This is a genomic window from Klebsiella sp. BIGb0399, from assembly GCF_003752615.1.
Lineage (GTDB): Bacteria > Pseudomonadota > Gammaproteobacteria > Enterobacterales > Enterobacteriaceae > Klebsiella > Klebsiella lignicola.
This window is the reverse complement of sequence record NZ_RKHT01000006.1, coordinates 568,547-588,206: the sequence shown is the minus strand read 5'-3', so window position 1 is coordinate 588,206 and position 19,660 is coordinate 568,547. Positions and strand designations below refer to the sequence as shown.

Here is a 19,660-nt window from a genome sequence, read left to right as displayed (position 1 = left end):
TTTCACGCTGCGTCTTCCCGTTTCGCTTAACTTAGTATAAAAAGCAGGTTTTAAAGGCGGTTATACCCGTCATTTACGGCTTGCCAACTGACGCGCCTGAATGATTTTTTGTATAATAGCGCCCCCATAATTCGGGTTGCTTCGAGGCGAAACATCAACACGCGCCAACAGCGAGGCAGCCTGGAGTGATGACAGGTCTAAGAGTCTAATAGAACAGGCTCTTAATCATTGATTCTTGCCCGGAGAAACATGAACACATTCTCAGTATCTCGCCTGACGCTGGCACTGGCCTTCGGCGTGACGTTGTCCGCCTGTAGTTCTACCCCTGCCGACCAACAGCCTTCGACGCAGGCTGCGCCGGGTACCGCCTCTCGCCCGGTATTAACCGCCGATGAAGCGAAGAACTTCACCCAGGCCAGCTATTTCCAGTCTCTGGATCCGAATGCTGCGGCGTGGACCCCATCGGCTATCAGCACACCGGCACAGCCTGACTTCGTGGTCGGCCCGGCTGGCGGCCAGGGCGTAACCCATACCACCATCCAGGCCGCGGTAGATGCCGCTATCGCACGCCACTCCGATCGTCGCCAGTATATTGCGATTCTGCCGGGCGACTACGCGGGCACCGTCTATGTTCCGGCCGCCCCTGGCGCGCTGACCCTGTACGGTACCGGCGAAAAACCGATGGACGTGAAAATCAGCCAGGCCATTGATTCCGAGATGGACCTGAACACCTGGCGCCACCTGGTCAACCCGGCCGGTAAATATATGCCAGGCAAACCGGCGTGGTACATGTTTGACAGCTGCCAGAGCAAACGCGCGGCCACCGTCGGCGTGATGTGCTCGGCGGTATTCTGGTCGCAGAACAACGGCCTGCAGTTGCAGAATCTGACCATCGCCAACAACCTGGGCGACAGCGTCGATGCCGGAACTCACCAGGCTGTTGCCCTGCGCAGCGACGGTGACCAGGTGCAGGTTAACAAGGTCAACATCCTCGGTCGTCAGAACACCTTCTTCGTCACCAACAGCGGCGTGCAGAACCGTCTGCAGAACGATCGCCAGACCCGCACGCTGGTGAGCAACAGCTACATTGAAGGCGATGTCGATATCGTTGCTGGCCGCGGTGCGGTGGTGTTTGATAACACCGAGTTCCGCGTCGTCAATTCCCGCACGCAGAAAGAAGCCTACGTCTTTGCGCCGGCAACCCTGAAGAGCGTGACCTATGGCTTCCTCGCCGTAAACAGCCGCTTTACCGCTTCCGGTGACGGCGTAGCGCAACTGGGCCGCTCTCTGGACGTCGACGGCAACACCAATGGTCAGGTTGTTATCCGCGACAGCGCGATCAACGAAGGCTTCAACGTCGCCAGACCGTGGGCCGATGCAACGGTATCGAACCGCGCATTTAGCGGCAACACCGGCGCGGCAGACGAGAAAGGCGCTGTGCAGCGCAATCTCAACGACAACAGCTTCAACCGCATGTGGGAATACAACAACCGCGGCGTGGGTAGCGTGATCGTTGCCGAGCCGAAGCAGTAAGCGTTAACGGGGGGAGATTATCCCCCCTTTTTTTGCCCTCCCCACTCTTCCCCTGTCTACATCGCACCGCCTGGCGGTTGCTCCGCGCTAAATTTTTTTTCATCCAGCGAAACTTTTGGTGCTGCTGTGGCGAACTGACTATCAGAGTCACCTGACCATAACGCCCTGACATCGCTGGAGCTGATAATGAAAATGTTCAAAAACCTTGCCCGAACCCTGACCCTGACCGCCGCGCTGGGCCTCTCCGCCACCGCATTTAACGCAAGCGCGGCGCTGCCCGTCGGCGCCAAAGCCCCGGCCTTTGAACTACAAGGGGCGCTGGCCGGCAAGCCGATAACCTTCTCCCTGCAGCAGGCCCTGAAAAAAGGACCGGTGGTGCTCTATTTCTTCCCGGCGGCATTTAGCGCAGGCTGCACCATCGAGGCCCACGATTTTGCTGAAGCCACCGATTCGTTCACCAAAATGGGCGCCACCGTCATCGGCGTCACCGCCGGAAACACCGACCAGGTGAGCGACTTCTCGCGCCTGGAGTGCCGCGATAAGTTCGCCGTCGCTGCCGACCCGGGAGCCAAAGTAGCGGCGCAGTATCAGACGCTGATGGAGATGAAGGGCAAAACCCTTTCCGACCGCACGTCGTACGTCATCGCCCCGGACGGCAATATTCTGCTGAGCTATACCGACAGAAACCCGGACAGCCATATTGAGAAAACCCTGGCGGCGGTCAAACAGTACGACACCGCGCATCCGCAAACTCACTAAGCCCAGAGGCCAGCCATGCTCACCGCCATGCTGGCCGCCTTTATTGGCGGCATCATACTCAACTTTATGCCCTGCGTTTTTCCGGTGATCTCCCTGAAAGCGCTCGGTCTTCTGCGTCATTCGGACAATGCCGCCAGCGCGCGGCGTGAAGGGCTGGCGTTTTTACTCGGCGTGATCGTCACCATGATGCTGCTGGCCGGTATTCTGCTGGCCGCCCGCGCGGGTGGTGCGGCCGTCGGCTGGGGTTTCCAGCTGCAGTCGCCGCTGGTGATTGCCCTGCTGTCGCTGGTGATCCTCAGCGCGGCGCTCAACCTGCTGGGAGTATTCGAGGTTGGACTGGCGGCACAGCGGGTCGGCGCGCTGGATATCGGTCGCGGGGCGTTTTTCCGCTCGGCGATGACCGGCGCGCTGGCTATCGTGGTGGCAACCCCCTGCGCTGCGCCGTTTATGGCCAGCGCGATTGGCTATGCGCTGGTGCAGCCTCCGGCTACGGCGCTGGTGGTTTTCTTCGCCCTGGCGCTGGGGTTTTCCGCCCCCTTCACCCTGGTCTCGCTGTTTCCGGCGCTGGCGTCGCGTCTGCCGCGGCCGGGGGCGTGGATGGATACCCTCAAACGCGCGCTGGCGTTTCCGATGTTTGGCGCCTACGCCTGGCTGGTCTGGGTCCTTGCGCAGCAGGCCGGTAGCGGCGCGCTGGCGACATTGCTGGCGGTGTCCGTGGTGCTGAGCTTCGCCGCCTGGCTGTATGGCATCGCCCAGCGGCGACGCTTCCAGGGCAAAGGGCACAGGTCGCTGTTTGCCGTGACCGCGCTGCTTGCTATCGCCGTGGTTGCCCCGCTGGCAGGCCTGATGCATCCCGGTGCGGTTTCGACCGAGGCCGTCGCTGACGCCGACGTTGCGGCACAAAAATGGACGCCGCAGGCCGTGGCGACCCAGCGCGGGCACGGTAAGGCTATCTTTGTGAACTTCACCGCCTCCTGGTGCATCACCTGTCAGGTGAATGAAAAAACTTCGCTCTCGACCCAGGCGGTCAAAGCGGCGCTGGCACAAACCGGGACGCTGTATATGGTGGCAGATTCGACTAAATTTAATCCGGATGTTGATGACGCGCTGAACCAGTTTGGTCAGGGTGGCCTGCCGCTGTACGTGGTCTACCCTGCCGACGGCGGACCGCCGAAGGTGCTGCCGCAGGTCCTGACGCCGGGCATTGTCGTCAACGCGTTACAGCAGGCCACCGGCAAAAAAGCCTAAACGCACAGGGCGGATTATGGAAACAAACGATAGCGCGCGCGACAGCTGGCCCGCGCTAATGGAGCAGGCCCAGGCGGGCGACCGGCTCGCCTATACCCGACTGTTAAAAGCGCTGGTGCCGGTGATTCGCTCGCAGGTTCGCAAGCGTGTCGCCGATGAGGCGTTGGTCGAGGATGTCATTCAGGATGTGCTGTTGACGGTGCATCGGGTACGCCATACCTACGATCCGGCGTTCCCGTTTTTACCGTGGTTGATGGCGATTATTTCGGCGCGGGCCGTGGATGCCCTGCGCCGACGGGGTCGCTACCAGCAATGGGAGATCCCCGAAGAGAGTCTGCCGGAGCCATCGGCCGCCCCGGATGGCCAGCGGCGAGAACGTCGGGAAGAGCTGGCCGGCTATTTACGCCAGCTTCCGTCGCGCCAGAGAGCCATCGTGGAGCATGTCCATCTGCGCGAAATGAGCCTGACGGAGGCCGCTGCGCATAACAATCTGAGTGTCGCCGCGGTGAAGTCACTGCTGCACCGGGCGCTGAAAAATCTGCGCCGTTTTGGAGCTCATCATGACCGATCATGACCTGTTAATTGAAAAACTGAGTCGCGAGATGCGGCCGGTTAAACGACTGCGTTCGACCGGATGGCGCGTGCTGCGCTGGCTGGCGGTGGCGCTGCCGTGCGCGGTTGCCGCCAGTTTCCTGGTGCAGCGTAGTCCGACCGACTGGTCGCAGCCCGGGGCCCTGATGGCGGTATTTCAGCTGCTGCTGGCCTTTCTGCTCGGTACGCTGGCCATCCGCAGCGCCTTTACCCTCAGCATCGCCGGTCGCCGCGCGCTAAGCTGGAAAGCGCTGCTGCCGATTGGGCTGCTGTGGCTGGGGTTGAGCCTTAGCAGCATTCCGCATCCGTCACAGCCGGTGGCTGAGAGCGACAGCGTCACCTGTTTTACCTTTTTGCTGGTGGTCAGCGTGCCGATGATGGTGTTGATGATTGCCAGCCTGCGCCGTAGCCGCTCGCTGCATCCGGTACGCAGCCTGGCGACCGCCGGGCTGGGGATCGCCTGCATGGCGGTCAGCCTGCTGGCGTTTTGTCATCCGGTGCATCTGCACGCGATGGATTTTGTGATGCACCTGGCGGCGATAGTGACGATAGTGGCGCTGACGGTGCTGGTTGGGAAACGCTGGGTCTCACTGACATAGCGCAATGGGTATGGGGTCCTGGGGGTCATTGACTCCGCAATGTTTACTCGATCCCACCGCCGTGCGGGAAATGTTGTTGGCTACGAGCTGACAGCGAGGGGGTTGGCGCATAAAGAAAATTGGCGGGAACGCAGGTGCGCATCCAGGACTGGCCACCAGGACGGTGGCCAGAGGGCAGGTCGAGACAGGGATGTCGAGTCCAGCCCGGTCCGCCAGATGAAGCCGGAGTGGAGCACACCGCGAAGCGGCAATTTTCAGCGCAATGCCGGGGGTCCTGGGGGGCGAGCGAAACGCCCCCCAGGCCGTTCACCCGCAACGGCGTTAAGAAAAGATGCCGGACCCATCGTGAACGGAACAGCCCGCTGAAGGGTATTCTGTCAACCGGTTAATACGCGTTAACCACCACCCACATTGGGCCCTGACCGACGGCATAACGCCCTTTCTCTGTCAGCAGCCCCTGCTCACCGGCGATCTCATAGACCGCAATATGGTGCGATTTCTGCCCCGCGGCGATCAGATATTTACCGCTGTGATCAAGGTTGAACCCGCGCGGTTGCGCTTCGGTCGGCTGGTAACCCTCGATGGACAATAGGCTGCCATCTTCGGACACGCTGAAGACGGTAATAATGCTGGCGGTACGGTCACAGGCATACAGATGACGGCCATCCGGGGTCAGATGAATGTCCGCCGCCCAGCGCACATCGCTAAAGCCAGCAGGCATCATATCCAGCGTCTGGACGCACTCAATCTTGCCGTGCGGATCTTTCAGCTCCCACACATCGACGGAGCTGTTCAGCTCATTCACGCAGTAGCCGTACTGTTGATTCGGGTGGAACACCATATGGCGCGGGCCAGCCCCTTCAACGGTCGTCACTTCCGCCGGATCCTGCGCGGCCAGGAATCCATCATCGCTGAGGGTAAACAGGCAGATACGATCCTGCTTCAGCGCCGGAACCCACAGGGTGCGGTTATCCGGAGAGATATTGGCCGAGTGGCACCCTTCCAGACCTTCCACCACCGCGACGGTTTCACCCGGCAGGCCGTCGATCAGCGGCGTCACGCTCACGCAACCGGCGTTGTAGGAGGCGCTGAAGATAAAACGCCCCTGATGATCGGTCGAAATATGCGTCGGACTGCCCGGCAGAGCCGCTTCACCCGCGAAAGTCAGCGCACCGTTATCAGGCGCAATGCGGTAAGCCAGAACGCGAAACTCCGGACGCACGCCAACATAGAGATACTCTTTATTCGGGCTTACCACCATCGGCTGAACCTGGCCTGGGGCATCCACCACCTGCACAAGCTTCAGGTTACCCTCGTGATCCAGACTCCAGACATGAATCTGCTGGCTTTCCGGGCTGGCGGTATAAACGGTTTGTTTCATGACTGCTCCTTTCCTCACTGCACATGGAAAACGTAAATACCCGTCATACTTCAAGTTACATGTGCGTTGGCAATACTCGGCCCATCCCTGGGCCTCGCCCTTACGGGCGCAGTAAACTGCGTTCAAATTCGTTCCTGACGAATTTGTCCTCGTTCACCCCAGTCACTTACTTTAGTAAGCTCCTGGGGATTCCCTGCGTCGCCGCCTTCATGCAACTCGAATTATTTAGGGTATGCATTTTTGTTCATCAACGCATTCATCTGTCTGCTGAATGGATGCAATGTATAACTCATTTAACGGTCGATGCTGAAAAATTTGCCCCTGAAGCAGAGCGGTGTACCATCATGGCCTGCTTACTTGTCACCATTAACCGGAAACCACACATGACTTCACGCGTGATTGCACTGGATTTAGACGGCACCCTACTCACCTCTCACAAAACTATCCTGCCCGCCTCACTGGAAGCGCTGGCGCGCGCCAGAGCTGCGGGGTACCAGGTGATCGTCGTCACAGGTCGACATCACGTTGCGATTCATCCTTTTTATCAGGCACTGGCTCTGGATACACCTGCAATTTGTTGTAATGGCACTTATTTGTATGATTATCATGCAAAAAAGGTTTTGCAGTCCGATCCGATGCCGGTAGATAAAGCCCTGAGCCTGACCGAGATGCTGGCGACTCACGATATTCATGGCCTGATGTACGTTGACGACGCCATGCTGTATGAACGCCCAACCGGACACGTGATTCGCACGACTAACTGGGCGCAGTCTCTGCCCGTCGAGCAGCGCCCGGTCTTCACTCAGGTCGACTCTCTGGCCCAGGCGGCGCGCGACGTGCAGGCCGTGTGGAAGTTTGCTCTGACCGACGAAGATATTGCGAAACTGCAGCAGTTCGCGCTGGAGGTCGGTAAAACCCTGGGGCTGGAGTGCGAATGGTCGTGGCACGATCAGGTGGATATCGCCCGCGCCGGCAACAGCAAAGGCAAGCGCCTGGCGCAATGGGTCGCCGCCCAGGGACTGTCGATGCAGGACGTCGTCGCCTTTGGCGACAACTATAATGACCTGAGCATGCTGGAAGCCGTCGGCACCGGGGTGGCGATGGGCAATGCGGTCGAAGAGGTCAAAACGCGCGCCAATGTAGTCATTGGTGACAACGAAAGCAGCAGCATTGCCGACTACATCAACCGCCACCTGCTGTAATCAGGCGGCAATCGACACACTTTTAATTTGCGCATACAGCGATTGACCTGGCGCCACCCCCAGGTCATCTCTGGCCCACGGGCTGATGCGCGCCCACAGCGTGCGGCCGCTGACATCGAGCTGCACCTCAATCTGCCCGTGGGCATCGATGCACTGCACCACCCGCGCCGACAGAATGTTGCGAATGCTGGTCTGCTGCGGCTGTGCCAGCACCAGCGACACATCTGACGCCTGAATACGGATGCGCGTCGCTTCCCCGAGAGGCCGGTCAAGGTGGTTCACCCATATCTGCTGCTCGCCGAGGGCCAGCGCGGTCATCGCATACTGCGGATGCTGGGCGACCACCGCCACGTTGAGGATCGTGCTCTGTTGATCCGCCGGCAGCCAGGGGTGCATCACGCTGCTGCTCCACACCGTTTCCAGATCGCCAAACGCTTTTACACTCCCCGCTTCCAGTACCAGCACGTTATCCGCCAGATGCTGAATCTCATCCAGCGAATGGCTGACGTATAGCATCGGGATATGAATTTCACGGGCCAGCCGCTGGAGATAAGGCAGCAGCTCGCGTTTACGTGGAATATCCAGCGACGCCAGCGGCTCATCCAGCAGCAGCAGTTCCGGGGCGGTCAGTAACGCCCGGCCAATGGCCACCCGCTGCTTTTCTCCGCCGGACAGGCTGCCCGGCAGGCGATCCAGCAGCGCTTCTATACCGAGCAGCGCCACCAGCTTATCAAACTGACCGGCCATGCTTTTCGCCATGCCGTACTTCAGATTGCCGCGCACCTTGTAGTGCGGAAACAGCCGCGCATCCTGGAAGACATAGCCGATGCGTCGTTTTTCCGGCGCCAGGCAGATCCGTTTTTCAGCATCGTTCAGCACCCTGCCGTTCAGTACGATCCGCCCTTTCTGTGGCCGGGTCAGGCCGCTGATGGCGTTTATCAGCGAGGTTTTCCCCGCACCGGAAACGCCAAAAATAGCGGTGATCCCGCTGGCGGGCAGCGTTTCATTGATGCTCAGGCAGTGGGTCCCCAGCGTCTGGGTAAAGTTAAGTTCCAGCATGGTTATTTCCCCGTCCGCGCCCGGCTGAGACGCGCCAGCCATTCAGAGACTAACAGCGAGATCAGCGCCAGGACGATGGAGATCAGACACAGGCGCGCCGCGGCGCCTTCGCCGCCCGGCGTTTGAATCAAGGTGTACATCGCGGAAGGAATGGTTCGCGTCTCGCCGGGAATGTTGGAGACAAAAGTGATGGTGGCGCCAAACTCCCCCAGCGAACGGGCAAAGGCCAGCACCGTGCCAACAATAATGCCCGGCAGCGTCAGCGGTAGCGTAATGGTGAAAAAGACCCGCCAGCGTCCAGCGCCGAGGGTACGCGCTGCCTGTTCCAGCTTCACGTCCACGCCTTCCAGCGCCAGACGAATGGCCCGCACCATCAGCGGAAACGACATCACCGCCGCCGCCAGCACTGCCCCGCGCCAGCTAAAGGCAAAGGTCAGGCCGAACCAGTCATACAGCCAGCTGCCGATAAAACCGCGTCGTCCCATGGCAATCAACAGCAGGTAGCCCACCACCACCGGCGGCAGCACCAGCGGCAGGTGGATAATGCTGTCGAGCAGCGCCTTTCCGGGGAAATTGCGCCGCACCAGCAGCCAGGAGATAAAGATGCCAAAAGGCAGGCTTAACACCACCGCCAGGGATGAGACTTTCAGGCTCAGCAGTACCGCCTGCCATTCGGGATCGCTTAAGAACATTAGCGGGTGGTGAAGCCGTATTGTTTAAAGATGGCAGCCGCTTGCGGCCCTTTCAGATAGTCGTAAAAGCCGGTGACGGTTGCGTTTTTATGCCCGTCAACGATTGCCAGCGGATATTCAACTTTCTTGTGGGAATCTTCCGGGAACGTCCCGACCACTTTCACCCCTTTGCTCGCGACCGCATCGGAACCGTACACAATCCCCAGCGGGGCTTCGTTACGTTCCACCAGCGCCAGCGCGCCGCGTACGTCTTCAGCCGGCGCCAGTTTCGGGGACAGCGTCTCCCAGGCACCCAGTTTCTGCAGCGCCTCTTTGGCGTAGATACCTGCCGGGACGTGCTCCGGATCGCCGACCGCCAGACGACCGCCTTTCAGCAGGCTGGTCCAGTCGGTGCTGTTGTTGATGGTGATATCACCCTGCGCGCTGGCTTTTGGTGCGACCACCACCAGGCTGTTGCCCAGCAGCGTTTCGCGGGTAGCGGTATCTATCGCTTTTTTCTCAACCGCGTAATCCATCCATTTCTGGTCCGCAGAAATAAACAGGTCCGCAGGCGCGCCCGCTTCGATTTGTCGTGCCAGCGTCGAGGAAGAGGCAAACGAGGAGACGACCTCCACGTTTTTCTCTTTCTTATAGGCTTTCGCAATGTCCTGCATCGCATTGGTTAACGACGCGGCAGCAAACACCGTGATTTTTCCTTCATCCGCCAGCGCGTGACCTGCCACAGAGAGCGTTAATGTCGCTCCAGCAAAAAGACGTAACCATTGACCTGCCATCTGCAATTCCCCTGAGTTCGTTATGTAGAAAGTAATATAACGATAAGATCAGGGTTTTCCCAGCGGCAATTGGCGGTAAAAACAGGAGAAGGATCAAAGGAGAGGAAGAAAAGAAAAACGCCCGGAGAACCGGGCGTTGGGAAATCAGTGATTTTGCTGGCCGCGATCTTTGTGACCGACGCCGGAGAAGATGTTGAACACTTCGCCCAGGCCGTAAATCAGGCCCAGAATGATGGCCATCACCACCGGGACCATCACAACGGCAAATACCAGACTTTTCAATAGCTCTAACATAGTTGGCTCCAGAAAGTACGAATATCTAATTGTAACCATTTCAGCGGGAAAAACACGCCCCATTTGTGCGGTGGCAGACCGGTAACGGTGACAGATGTATCTTGCAAGATGACCGCTATCGGTCACAATACTCTTTTTTGCCAGGATACTATTATGCAGGCCGAAATTCTTCTGACCCTCAAATTACAGCAACGCCTGTTCGCCGATCCCCGCCGTATCGCCCTGTTAAAACAAATCGATATCACCGGGTCTATCAGCCAGGGGGCCAAAAATGCCGGCATCAGCTATAAAAGCGCCTGGGATGCCATCAATGAGATGAATCAGCTCAGCGAACAGAGCCTGGTCGACAGAGCCACCGGCGGCAAAGGCGGCGGCGGCGCGGTGCTGACGCGCTACGGCCAACGGCTGATCCAACTGTATGACCTGCTGGCGCAGATTCAGCAGAAAGCCTTCGACGTGCTGAGCGACGATGACGCCCTGCCCCTCGACAGCCTGCTGGCCGCTATTTCGCGCTTCTCGTTGCAGACCAGCGCTCGTAATCAGTGGTTCGGCACCATTACCGGCCGCGACCACCAGCAGGTGCAGCAGCACGTCGAGGTACTGCTTGCCGACCGCCAGACTCGCCTGAAAGTCGCCATCACCGCCCAAAGCGCAGAACGTCTCGGGCTGGACGAGGGTCAGGAGGTGCTGGTGCTGCTGAAAGCCCCGTGGGTGGGCATCACCCGGGATCCGGCGCTCGCCGGTGCGGCCGACAACCAGCTCGCCGGGCGCATTGGCCACATCGAGTATGGCCCGGAACAGTGCGAAGTGCTGATGACGCTGGCTGACGGCCAGAGTTTGTGCGCAACCTTACCGCGGGATCAAACCGAAGAGCTGGAAGAAGGTGCTGATGCGATAGCATATTTCAATGCCGATCGTATCATTCTCGCCACGTTATGCTGACGGCATTGACATCAGCCCCGTGACGTCGTATCCCTGTGACAATTCGCTGCAAAAAATGGGATACACAATGTCATCATTGCAAATTTCGCAAGGCATATTTCGCCTGAGCGATACTAAAACGCTCGCTATCGAACACCTCAGCGTCAACGCTGGTGAAAGCTGGGCTTTCGTCGGCAGCAACGGCAGCGGGAAATCCGCGCTGGCCCGGGCGCTCTCCGGCGAGCTCACTCTGCTCTCCGGCCAGCGTGAAAGCCGCTTTTCCCGCATTACCCGCCTGTCGTTTGAGCAGCTACAGAAACTGGTCAGCGACGAATGGCAGCGCAACAATACCGATTTGCTCGGCCCTGGCGAAGAAGACACCGGCCGCACGACCCAGGAGATCATCCAGGAAGAGGTTAAAGATGCCGGGCGTTGCGCGCACCTTGCCGGGCTGTTTGGCATCTCCGGCCTGCTCCAGCGCCGCTTTAAATACCTCTCCACGGGGGAAACGCGCAAAACGCTGCTGTGTCAGGCCCTGATGGCGCAGCCCGATCTGCTGATCCTCGATGAACCCTTTGATGGCCTGGACGTCGCCTCCCGCCAGCAGCTGGCCGGGCTGCTCGAGACGCTGAATGGCGAAGGGATCACCCTGGTGCTGGTGCTCAATCGCTTCGATGAAATTCCGTCGTTTATCCAGTTTGCCGGCGTGCTGGCAGACTGCACCCTGACCGAAACCGGTGAAAAGCAGCGCCTGCTGCAACAGGCGCTGATTGCCCAGCTGGCGCACAGTGAAAAACTGGATGGCATGACCCTGCCTGAGCCGGATGCCCCGGCCGCCCGTCACGCCCTGGATGCCGACGCGCCGCTTATCGTGCTGAAAGATGGCGTGGTGTCGTATAACGATCGGCCGATCATCGACCATTTGAGCTGGACGGTTAACCCCGGCGAACACTGGCAGATCGTCGGCCCTAACGGCGCTGGCAAATCGACCCTGCTGAGCCTGGTCACCGGCGATCACCCGCAGGGCTACAGCAACGATCTCTCCCTGTTTGGTCGCCGCCGCGGCAGCGGTGAAACCATCTGGGATATTAAAAAGCATATCGGCTATGTCAGCAGCAGCCTGCATCTTGAGTACCGCGTCAGTACCACGGTGCGTAATGTGATTCTGTCGGGCTATTTTGACTCTATCGGCATTTACCAGGCGGTTTCAGATAAGCAGCACAAGCTGGTGCAGAACTGGCTGGATATTCTGGGTATCGATAAGCGCACCGCCGATGCACCGTTCCATAGCCTCTCCTGGGGACAGCAGCGGCTGGCGCTGATCGTCCGGGCGCTGGTGAAACACCCGACGGTGCTGATTCTTGACGAGCCGCTGCAGGGACTGGATCCGCTCAACCGCCAGCTGGTGCGTCGTTTTGTCGATGTGCTGATTAGTGAAGGCGCCACCCAGCTGCTGTTTGTCTCCCACCACGCCGAGGATGCGCCGGACTGCATTACCCATCGTCTGGCGTTTGTCAGTAGTGGAGACGGTTACACTTACCAGGTCGGTCCACTCACTGATTAAGGCAATACCGGGGTCTGCGGGCCCCGTTTAATTTTCAGAAAAACGTCTAAAAACCTTCTCACCACGCTGTTTTTAAACAATAAAATATCAAATATTAGTATTGTGTATTTTAGTGTAAACGATTCCACCAATTTGGCCTGTGTCACACTTTTGACTTCTTTGGTATGCTATCTTCATCTCACACGATAAGCCTATTGGAGCGAATCATGAAAGTACTGGTTACAGGTGGTAGCGGTTACATTGGAAGTCATACCTGCGTTCAGCTGCTACTGCAGGGACACGATGTGGTTATTCTCGACAATCTCTGCAACAGCAAGCGCAGCGTCCTGCCGGTCATTGAACGTCTTGGCGGGAAAACGGCCACCTTTGTCGAAGGCGATATTCGTAATGAAGCGCTGATGACCGAAATTCTGCACGATCACGCGATTGAAGCGGTGATCCACTTCGCGGGGCTGAAAGCCGTCGGCGAATCCGTCGCGAAGCCGCTGGAATACTACGACAATAATGTCACCGGTACACTCAAATTAGTTTCCGCCATGCGCGCCGCTGGCGTGAAGAACTTCATCTTCAGCTCCTCTGCCACCGTCTACGGCGACCAGCCAAAGATCCCGTATGTCGAAAGCTTCCCGACCGGTACGCCGCAAAGCCCGTACGGCAAAAGCAAACTGATGGTCGAGCAAATCCTGGCCGATCTGCAAAAAGCCCAGCCGGAGTGGAGCATTGCGCTGCTGCGTTATTTCAACCCGGTCGGCGCGCATCCGTCGGGCGACATGGGTGAAGATCCGCAGGGTATCCCGAACAACCTGATGCCGTACATCGCCCAGGTGGCGGTCGGTCGTCGCGATTCTCTGGCGGTGTTCGGCAACGATTATCCGACGCCAGATGGTACCGGCGTGCGTGACTATATCCACGTCATGGACCTGGCTGACGGCCACGTTGCCGCGATGGAAAAACTGGCGGACCGTGCAGGCGTACACATTTATAACCTCGGCGCAGGCGTCGGCAGCAGCGTCCTGGACGTGATCAATGCCTTCAGCAAAGCCTGCGGCAAATCTGTTAATTACCACTTCGCGCCGCGCCGCGATGGCGACCTCCCGGCCTACTGGGCGGATGCCGAAAAGGCCGACCGCGAGCTTAACTGGCGCGTTACGCGCAACCTTGACGAGATGGCGCAGGACACCTGGCACTGGCAGTCCCGTCATCCTCAGGGTTACCCAGACTAAGGAACCGTCATGAGCGTATTTAACCCCGTCGACCATCCGCATCGTCGTTATAACCCGTTAACCGGGCAGTGGATTCTGGTATCACCGCATCGCGCCAAGCGCCCCTGGCAAGGGGCGCAGGAAACGCCGGCAAAGCTGACCTTGCCGGCGCACGATCCGGATTGTTTCCTGTGCCCGGGGAATACCCGCGTCACCGGCGACACTAACCCGAATTACACCGGTACCTACGTGTTTACCAATGACTTTGCGGCATTGATGACCGATACCCCCGATGCACCTGAAAGCGACGATCCGCTGATGCGTTGCCAGAGTGCTCGTGGCACCAGTCGGGTCATCTGCTTCTCGCCAGATCACAGCAAAACGCTGCCTGAGCTGAGCGTAGAGGCGCTGGAAGGCGTGGTTAAAACGTGGCAGGAACAGACCGCCGAGTTGGGCGAACGCTACCCGTGGGTGCAGGTGTTTGAAAATAAAGGCGCGGCGATGGGCTGCTCCAACCCGCACCCGCACGGCCAGGTCTGGGCCAACAGCTTCCTGCCAAATGAGGCCGAACGCGAAGATCGTCTGCAAAAAGCCTACTTCGCTGAACAAGGTTCACCGATGCTGGTGGATTACGTGCAGCGTGAATTAGCCGACGGCAGCCGGACGGTGGTGGAAACTGAACACTGGCTGGCGGTGGTGCCTTACTGGGCCGCGTGGCCATTTGAGACGCTGCTGCTGCCGAAAGCGCACGTGTTGCGTCTGACCGATTTAACCCCAGCGCAGCGCAGCGATCTGGCGCTGGCGCTGAAAAAGCTGACCAGCCGCTACGACAACCTGTTCCAGTGCTCATTCCCCTATTCCATGGGCTGGCACGGCGCGCCGTTTACGGGCGAAGACAATCATCACTGGCAGCTGCACGCTCACTTTTATCCGCCGCTGTTGCGCTCTGCGACGGTGCGCAAATTTATGGTCGGCTACGAAATGCTGGCCGAAACCCAGCGTGACCTGACGGCAGAACAAGCCGCCGGGAGCCTGCGGGCAGTCAGCGACGTCCATTTTCGCGAATCCGGAGAATAACAATGAGTCTGAAAGAAACCACCCAAGCCCTGTTTGCTGAAAAATTTGGCTACCCTGCCACCCACGTCATTCAGGCGCCGGGGCGCGTCAACCTGATCGGCGAACACACCGACTACAACGACGGCTTCGTGCTGCCCTGCGCCATTGATTACCAGACGGTGATCAGCTGTGCGCCGCGTACGGACCGTATCGTGCGGGTGATTGCCGCTGATTACGATAATCAGACCGACGAATTCTCCCTGGATAAGCCAATCGTCAGCCACGACAGCCAGCAGTGGTCAAACTACGTCCGCGGCGTCGTGAAACATCTGCAACAGCGTAACAACCAGTTCAACGGTGCGGATCTGGTCATCAGCGGCAACGTCCCACAGGGGGCGGGCTTAAGCTCCTCCGCATCGCTGGAAGTGGCGGTCGGAACCGTGTTCCAGCAGCTGTACCATCTGCCGCTGGACGGCGCGCAAATCGCCCTCAACGGCCAGGAAGCAGAGAACCAGTTCGTGGGCTGCAACTGCGGCATCATGGACCAGCTGATCTCCGCGCTGGGTAAGAAAGATCACGCCCTGCTGCTCGACTGCCGTACGTTAGGCACCAAAGCCGTCTCCATGCCGAAAGGCGTCGCGGTGGTGATCATCAACAGTAATTTTAAACGCACCCTCGTGGGTAGCGAATACAACACCCGCCGCGAGCAGTGTGAAACCGGCGCGCGTTTCTTCCAGCAGCCGGCGCTGCGTGACGTCACCCTTGCCGAATTCAATGCCGTCGCCAGTGAACTGGACCCGGTGGTGGCAAAACGCGTCCGCCACGTGCTGACTGAAAACGCCCGCACGCTCGAAGCCGCTACCGCGCTGGAAAAAGGCGATCTGAAGCGCATGGGCGAGCTGATGGCCGAATCGCATGCCTCAATGCGCGATGACTTTGAAATTACCGTGCCGCAAATTGACACCCTGGTAGACATCGTTAAAGCCACCATCGGTGATAAAGGCGGCGTACGCATGACCGGCGGCGGATTTGGCGGCTGCATCGTGGCGCTGGTGCCGGAAGATCTGGTGGCGACCGTTCAGCAGGCCGTGGCGCAGCAGTATGAAGCCAAAACCGGCATTAAAGAGACCTTCTACGTGTGCAAACCATCTCAGGGGGCCGGCCAGTGCTAAACCAGACAACAGACCGGGCGCCCGACGGGCAGCCGTGGAATCTGATCGTCCTGCGCAATACTGGCGGGATGGTCGTTACCCTGATGGACTGGGGCGCCACGTTGCTCTCCGCGCAGGTCCCCCTGGCCGATGGCGAAGTCCGTGAAGCGCTGCTCGGCTGTGCTGTGCCGGAAGATTACACCCGTCAGGCGGCTTATCTTGGCGCCTCCGTGGGCCGCTATGCCAACCGTATCGCCAACAGCCGCTTTAGCCTTGATGGTCAGACCGTCAATCTGATCCCCTCTAACGAGGCCGGACATCAGCTGCACGGCGGGCCTGACGGCTTTGACAAGCGTCGCTGGCAAATCGTCAGCGCCGATGAACATCAGGTGCTGTTTGCTATAACCTCCGATGACGGCGATCAGGGGTTCCCGGGCAACCTGACGGCTACCGCGCACTATCGTCTTACGGAAGATAACCGCATTGCTATCGAGTATCGTGCCACGGTTGACCAGCCCTGCCCGGTTAACCTGACCAACCACGTCTATTTCAACCTCGACGGCGGGCAAACCGACGTGCGCAACCACCTGCTGCAAATTTTCGCCGACAGCTATCTGCCGGTTGAGAGCGACGGCATTCCCGGCGGCACGTTGCGGAATGTGACCCTGACCAGCTTTGATTTCCGCACGCCGAAAGCGGTGGCGGACGATTTCCTGCGCGATGAAGATCAGCGCAAGGTGAAGGGCTACGATCACGCCTTCCTGCTGCAGGCGAAAGGCGATGCTCGCAAGGCGGCAGCCCATGTCTGGTCACAGGATCAAAAACTGCAGATGACGGTGTATACCTCCGCCCCGGCGCTGCAGTTTTATTCCGGCAACTACCTGGGTGGCACCCCGTCGCGAACGGAGCAACCCTACGCTGACTGGCAAGGCCTGGCGCTGGAAAGTGAATTCCTGCCGGACTCACCTAACCATCCGGAATGGCCGCAACCCGACTGCGTGTTACGCCCGGGCGAGGAGTATGTCAGCCTGACGGAATATCAGTTTATCGCCGGATAATCCCCCGCCCTCCTGTTGGAGGGCTTTTTTTGGCCTTTTCGTTGAAAAATACGCCACTTACCGACAAAAACATAACCGTCGATTTACAAGGATCTTACACTGAGCCACTATTTTCGCTATGGTTAGGGATAAGCGTTGCCGTGATGCAAATGACGGCAATATAATGAGAATAGTTATCAATCAATAAACATATGCACTACCGTTTTCGGGTCGCCTCAGGCGGCGCGGAGGATGGCGTGTATTGAGGAGTAAGTGTATGGCTGTAACTAAGCTGGTACTGGTCCGTCACGGCGAAAGCCAATGGAACAACGAAAACCGTTTCACCGGTTGGTACGATGTTGATCTGTCTGAGAAAGGCGTTGGTGAAGCAAAAGCCGCTGGTAAACTGCTGAAAGATGAAGGCTTCAGCTTCGATTTTGCTTATACCTCTGTGCTGAAACGTGCCATCCACACCCTGTGGAACGTGCTGGATGAACTGGATCAGGCCTGGCTGCCGGTTGAGAAGTCCTGGAAGCTGAACGAACGTCACTACGGTGCGCTGCAGGGTCTGAACAAAGCAGAAACCGCAGAAAAATACGGTGATGAGCAGGTTAAACAGTGGCGTCGTGGCTTTGCCATCACCCCGCCAGAACTGACCAAAGACGATGAGCGTTTCCCGGGTCACGATCCGCGTTACGCGAAACTGACCGATAAAGAGCTGCCGGTCACTGAGAGCCTGGCGCTGACCATCGAGCGCGTCGTACCGTACTGGAACGAAACCATTCTGCCGCGTCTGAAAAGCGGTGAGCGCGTGATTATCGCCGCTCACGGTAACTCCCTGCGTGCCCTGGTTAAATACCTGGACAACATGGGCGAAGACGAAATCCTCGAACTGAACATCCCGACCGGCGTACCGCTGGTTTATGAGTTCGACGAAAACTTCAAACCGATCAAACACTACTATCTGGGCAACGCGGATGAAATCGCCGCTAAAGCCGCTGCGGTAGCAAACCAGGGTAAAGCGAAGTAATCGTCGCTGGCTCCCATAAAAAAAGCGTGGATTCGTCCACGCTTTTTTATTTGCCCGCCGTTATTGCCGCCGGGCGATAGTCAAAACGATTAACCGCGACGGGCTTTTACCGCTTCCGCCAGCTGGCGCAGGATGGTATCGGTATCTTCCCAGCCAATACAGGCGTCGGTGACGCTTTTGCCGTAGGTCAGCGGCTCACCGCTTTCCAGGCTCTGGCTGCCTTCCACCAGGTGGCTTTCAATCATCACACCCATAATCGCCTGTTCGCCGTTGGCAACCTGCTGGCAAACGTCCGCCCCCACTTCCATCTGCTTTTTAAACTGCTTGCTGGAGTTCGCGTGGCTGAAATCGATCATGATCTGCGATGGCAGACCGGCTTTTGCCAGCCCGACTTTCACTTCAGCCACATGCTTCGCGCTGTAGTTCGGCTCTTTACCGCCGCGCAGGATGATATGGCAATCGCTGTTCCCGCTGGTGTTCACAATCGCTGAGTGACCCCATTTGGTCACCGACAGGAAGCAGTGCGGCGCACCGGCGGCGTTAATCGCGTCGATAGCGACCTTAATCGTGCCGTCCGTACCGTTTTTAAAACCAACCGGGCAGGACAGGCCTGAAGAGAGTTCACGATGCACCTGAGATTCGGTGGTACGCGCGCCGATGGCGCCCCAGCTCATCAGGTCGGCAACGTACTGCGGGGTGATCATATCGAGGAACTCACCCGCCGCAGGCAGGCCGCTGTCGTTAATCTCCAGCAGCAGCTTACGAGCAATACGCAGACCGTCGTTGATGCGGAAGCTGTTATCCATATGCGGATCGTTAATCAGCCCTTTCCAGCCCACCGTGGTACGCGGCTTTTCAAAGTAGACGCGCATTACGACTTCCAGTTCGCCTTTCAGCTCTTCCCGAAGCGCCAGCAGGCGTTCCGCATACTCTTTCGCCGCGGCGGGATCGTGAATTGAGCATGGGCCAATCACCACCAGCAAACGATCGTCATTGCCTTTCAGGATCTGATGGATCGCTTTGCGTGCGTGTGCCACGGTGTTAGCAGCATTTTCGGTAGCGGGGAATTTTTCCAGGAGCGCAACGGGAGGTAATAATTCGTTGATCTCTTTAATACGTAAATCGTCGTTCTGATAATTCATTTTATTTCCAGCTTTGCCATACTTAATCAATTGAGTGCAATGCTTTCAATCTAACTCGCCGCCAGAAAAGTGTAAACTGGATTTTACAGTCAGCACATTAATTCACTGATTAAATAGAAAAAAACAATACAAACAGTAAGAATTAGCGAAAAACAAAGCGCATAATCAGTAACAAACACTACAAATGACGCGTGAATAAATATTATATATCGCCTATTTAACGTCATCACACAATCATGCTTCCTGGCCCGCTGTTTTCACTATTTTATCGTGCCAGACTGTTCGGAAAGCCCGCCACGCATCACCGATATACCCAAAATAATTCGAGCTGCTTGTAGGCGACAAGGCCGTGAATCCTCAGGAACTTACTCAAGTAAGTGACTGGGGTGAACGGATACAGCCAACACCCAAGCAACGTGAAGAATG

Annotated in this window: 19 protein-coding genes; 13 read left to right on the top strand and 6 right to left on the bottom strand. The window is 58.1% G+C overall.

The annotated features are described in order from the left end of the window. The first annotated feature begins 249 nt into the window (after positions 1–249). The 5 genes from EDF82_RS13465 to EDF82_RS13445 all read left to right on the top strand — a co-directional run bounded on the left by EDF82_RS13465 (position 250) and on the right by EDF82_RS13445 (position 4,730). Positions 250–1,533 carry a putative acyl-CoA thioester hydrolase gene (locus tag EDF82_RS13465; RefSeq protein WP_123756029.1) on the top strand — a complete coding sequence of 428 codons (1,284 nt, stop codon included), beginning with the start codon at positions 250–252 and terminating at the stop codon, positions 1,531–1,533. Positions 1,534–1,719: 186 nt separating this feature from the next. Beyond that, positions 1,720–2,292: a peroxiredoxin gene (locus tag EDF82_RS13460; protein ID WP_123756028.1), complete on the top strand. Its 573-nt coding sequence runs from the start codon at positions 1,720–1,722 to the stop codon at positions 2,290–2,292. A gap of 15 nt (positions 2,293–2,307) precedes the next feature. After that, entirely contained in the window at positions 2,308–3,540 is a 1,233-nt protein-coding gene (locus EDF82_RS13455) for a protein-disulfide reductase DsbD (RefSeq protein WP_123756027.1), read from the top strand. Between the two features lie 16 nt (positions 3,541–3,556). Next, on the top strand, positions 3,557–4,114 hold the full coding sequence (locus EDF82_RS13450; protein ID WP_123756026.1) for a sigma-70 family RNA polymerase sigma factor: 558 nt from the start codon (positions 3,557–3,559) through the stop codon (positions 4,112–4,114). Next, complete coding sequence (locus tag EDF82_RS13445; protein ID WP_123756025.1) at positions 4,101–4,730, top strand: NrsF family protein; 630 nt, start codon at positions 4,101–4,103, stop codon at positions 4,728–4,730. Before EDF82_RS13450 ends, EDF82_RS13445 begins: the two co-directional genes overlap by 14 nt. A 385-nt stretch (positions 4,731–5,115) precedes the next feature. Here EDF82_RS13445 and pgl read toward each other — a convergent pair whose 3' ends face one another. Further along, a complete protein-coding gene (gene pgl, locus EDF82_RS13440; RefSeq protein ID WP_123756024.1) occupies positions 5,116–6,111 on the bottom strand; it encodes a 6-phosphogluconolactonase in 996 nt (331 codons plus the stop codon). A gap of 383 nt (positions 6,112–6,494) precedes the next feature. Between pgl and EDF82_RS13435 the strand changes: the two genes are divergently transcribed. After that, the gene (locus EDF82_RS13435; protein WP_123756023.1) at positions 6,495–7,313 is read left to right on the top strand and encodes a pyridoxal phosphatase; all 819 of its coding nucleotides are present in this window, start codon (positions 6,495–6,497) and stop codon (positions 7,311–7,313) included. Here EDF82_RS13435 and modC read toward each other — a convergent pair whose 3' ends face one another. The 4 genes from modC to EDF82_RS13415 all read right to left on the bottom strand — a co-directional run bounded on the left by modC (position 7,314) and on the right by EDF82_RS13415 (position 10,131). Continuing rightward, the gene (gene modC / locus EDF82_RS13430; RefSeq protein WP_123756022.1) at positions 7,314–8,372 is read right to left on the bottom strand and encodes a molybdenum ABC transporter ATP-binding protein ModC; all 1,059 of its coding nucleotides are present in this window, start codon (positions 8,370–8,372) and stop codon (positions 7,314–7,316) included. It lies immediately after the preceding gene. A 2-nt stretch (positions 8,373–8,374) separates the two neighbouring features. Further along, positions 8,375–9,064 (bottom strand): molybdate ABC transporter permease subunit, encoded by a 690-nt coding sequence (gene modB / locus EDF82_RS13425; RefSeq protein WP_123756021.1) that lies wholly within the window; start codon positions 9,062–9,064, stop codon positions 8,375–8,377. Then, positions 9,064–9,837 (bottom strand): molybdate ABC transporter substrate-binding protein, encoded by a 774-nt coding sequence (gene modA / locus EDF82_RS13420; RefSeq protein WP_123756020.1) that lies wholly within the window; start codon positions 9,835–9,837, stop codon positions 9,064–9,066. The genes modB and modA overlap by 1 nt, the downstream gene beginning before the upstream one ends. Positions 9,838–9,981: 144 nt before the next feature. Beyond that, a complete protein-coding gene (locus EDF82_RS13415; protein ID WP_123756019.1) occupies positions 9,982–10,131 on the bottom strand; it encodes an AcrZ family multidrug efflux pump-associated protein in 150 nt (49 codons plus the stop codon). Between the two features lie 153 nt (positions 10,132–10,284). Here EDF82_RS13415 and modE point away from each other — a divergent pair, with 153 nt between their 5' ends. The 7 genes from modE to gpmA all read left to right on the top strand — a co-directional run bounded on the left by modE (position 10,285) and on the right by gpmA (position 18,092). Further along, the gene (gene modE / locus EDF82_RS13410) at positions 10,285–11,073 is read left to right on the top strand and encodes a molybdenum-dependent transcriptional regulator (RefSeq protein ID WP_123756018.1); all 789 of its coding nucleotides are present in this window, start codon (positions 10,285–10,287) and stop codon (positions 11,071–11,073) included. A gap of 67 nt (positions 11,074–11,140) precedes the next feature. Further along, on the top strand, positions 11,141–12,616 hold the full coding sequence (gene modF / locus EDF82_RS13405) for a molybdate ABC transporter ATP-binding protein ModF (protein WP_123756017.1): 1,476 nt from the start codon (positions 11,141–11,143) through the stop codon (positions 12,614–12,616). 206 nt (positions 12,617–12,822) lie between these two features. Further along, a complete protein-coding gene (gene galE, locus EDF82_RS13400) occupies positions 12,823–13,839 on the top strand; it encodes a UDP-glucose 4-epimerase GalE (protein ID WP_123756016.1) in 1,017 nt (338 codons plus the stop codon). A 9-nt stretch (positions 13,840–13,848) separates the two neighbouring features. After that, positions 13,849–14,895 (top strand): galactose-1-phosphate uridylyltransferase, encoded by a 1,047-nt coding sequence (galT, locus tag EDF82_RS13395; protein ID WP_123756015.1) that lies wholly within the window; start codon positions 13,849–13,851, stop codon positions 14,893–14,895. A 2-nt stretch (positions 14,896–14,897) separates the two neighbouring features. After that, positions 14,898–16,046, top strand: coding sequence for a galactokinase (gene galK, locus EDF82_RS13390; RefSeq protein ID WP_123756014.1), 1,149 nt, complete (start codon positions 14,898–14,900; stop codon positions 16,044–16,046). Next, the gene (galM, locus tag EDF82_RS13385; RefSeq protein ID WP_123756013.1) at positions 16,040–17,083 is read left to right on the top strand and encodes a galactose-1-epimerase; all 1,044 of its coding nucleotides are present in this window, start codon (positions 16,040–16,042) and stop codon (positions 17,081–17,083) included. Before galK ends, galM begins: the two co-directional genes overlap by 7 nt. A gap of 256 nt (positions 17,084–17,339) precedes the next feature. Continuing rightward, complete coding sequence (gene gpmA, locus EDF82_RS13380) at positions 17,340–18,092, top strand: 2,3-diphosphoglycerate-dependent phosphoglycerate mutase (protein WP_123756012.1); 753 nt, start codon at positions 17,340–17,342, stop codon at positions 18,090–18,092. A gap of 89 nt (positions 18,093–18,181) precedes the next feature. Here gpmA and aroG read toward each other — a convergent pair whose 3' ends face one another. After that, the gene (aroG, locus tag EDF82_RS13375; RefSeq protein WP_123756011.1) at positions 18,182–19,234 is read right to left on the bottom strand and encodes a 3-deoxy-7-phosphoheptulonate synthase AroG; all 1,053 of its coding nucleotides are present in this window, start codon (positions 19,232–19,234) and stop codon (positions 18,182–18,184) included. Positions 19,235–19,660 lie beyond the last annotated feature (426 nt).

Excerpts from the sequence above, each read along its gene's own strand:
- modA (WP_123756020.1), bottom strand. The coding sequence starts at position 9,837 with ATGGCAGGTCAATGGTTACGTCTTTTTGCTGGAGCGACATTAACGCTC.
- galT (WP_123756015.1), top strand. The coding sequence starts at position 13,849 with ATGAGCGTATTTAACCCCGTCGACCATCCGCATCGTCGTTATAACCCG.
- modF (WP_123756017.1), top strand. The coding sequence starts at position 11,141 with ATGTCATCATTGCAAATTTCGCAAGGCATATTTCGCCTGAGCGATACT.
- pgl (WP_123756024.1), bottom strand. The coding sequence starts at position 6,111 with ATGAAACAAACCGTTTATACCGCCAGCCCGGAAAGCCAGCAGATTCAT.
- galE (WP_123756016.1), top strand. The coding sequence starts at position 12,823 with ATGAAAGTACTGGTTACAGGTGGTAGCGGTTACATTGGAAGTCATACC.
- EDF82_RS13450 (WP_123756026.1), top strand. The coding sequence starts at position 3,557 with ATGGAAACAAACGATAGCGCGCGCGACAGCTGGCCCGCGCTAATGGAG.
- EDF82_RS13455 (WP_123756027.1), top strand. The coding sequence starts at position 2,308 with ATGCTCACCGCCATGCTGGCCGCCTTTATTGGCGGCATCATACTCAAC.
- modE (WP_123756018.1), top strand. The coding sequence starts at position 10,285 with ATGCAGGCCGAAATTCTTCTGACCCTCAAATTACAGCAACGCCTGTTC.
- galK (WP_123756014.1), top strand. The coding sequence starts at position 14,898 with ATGAGTCTGAAAGAAACCACCCAAGCCCTGTTTGCTGAAAAATTTGGC.
- EDF82_RS13415 (WP_123756019.1), bottom strand. The coding sequence starts at position 10,131 with ATGTTAGAGCTATTGAAAAGTCTGGTATTTGCCGTTGTGATGGTCCCG.
- EDF82_RS13445 (WP_123756025.1), top strand. The coding sequence starts at position 4,101 with ATGACCGATCATGACCTGTTAATTGAAAAACTGAGTCGCGAGATGCGG.
- modC (WP_123756022.1), bottom strand. The coding sequence starts at position 8,372 with ATGCTGGAACTTAACTTTACCCAGACGCTGGGGACCCACTGCCTGAGC.
- EDF82_RS13435 (WP_123756023.1), top strand. The coding sequence starts at position 6,495 with ATGACTTCACGCGTGATTGCACTGGATTTAGACGGCACCCTACTCACC.
- modB (WP_123756021.1), bottom strand. The coding sequence starts at position 9,064 with ATGTTCTTAAGCGATCCCGAATGGCAGGCGGTACTGCTGAGCCTGAAA.
- gpmA (WP_123756012.1), top strand. The coding sequence starts at position 17,340 with ATGGCTGTAACTAAGCTGGTACTGGTCCGTCACGGCGAAAGCCAATGG.
- EDF82_RS13465 (WP_123756029.1), top strand. The coding sequence starts at position 250 with ATGAACACATTCTCAGTATCTCGCCTGACGCTGGCACTGGCCTTCGGC.
- EDF82_RS13460 (WP_123756028.1), top strand. The coding sequence starts at position 1,720 with ATGAAAATGTTCAAAAACCTTGCCCGAACCCTGACCCTGACCGCCGCG.
- aroG (WP_123756011.1), bottom strand. The coding sequence starts at position 19,234 with ATGAATTATCAGAACGACGATTTACGTATTAAAGAGATCAACGAATTA.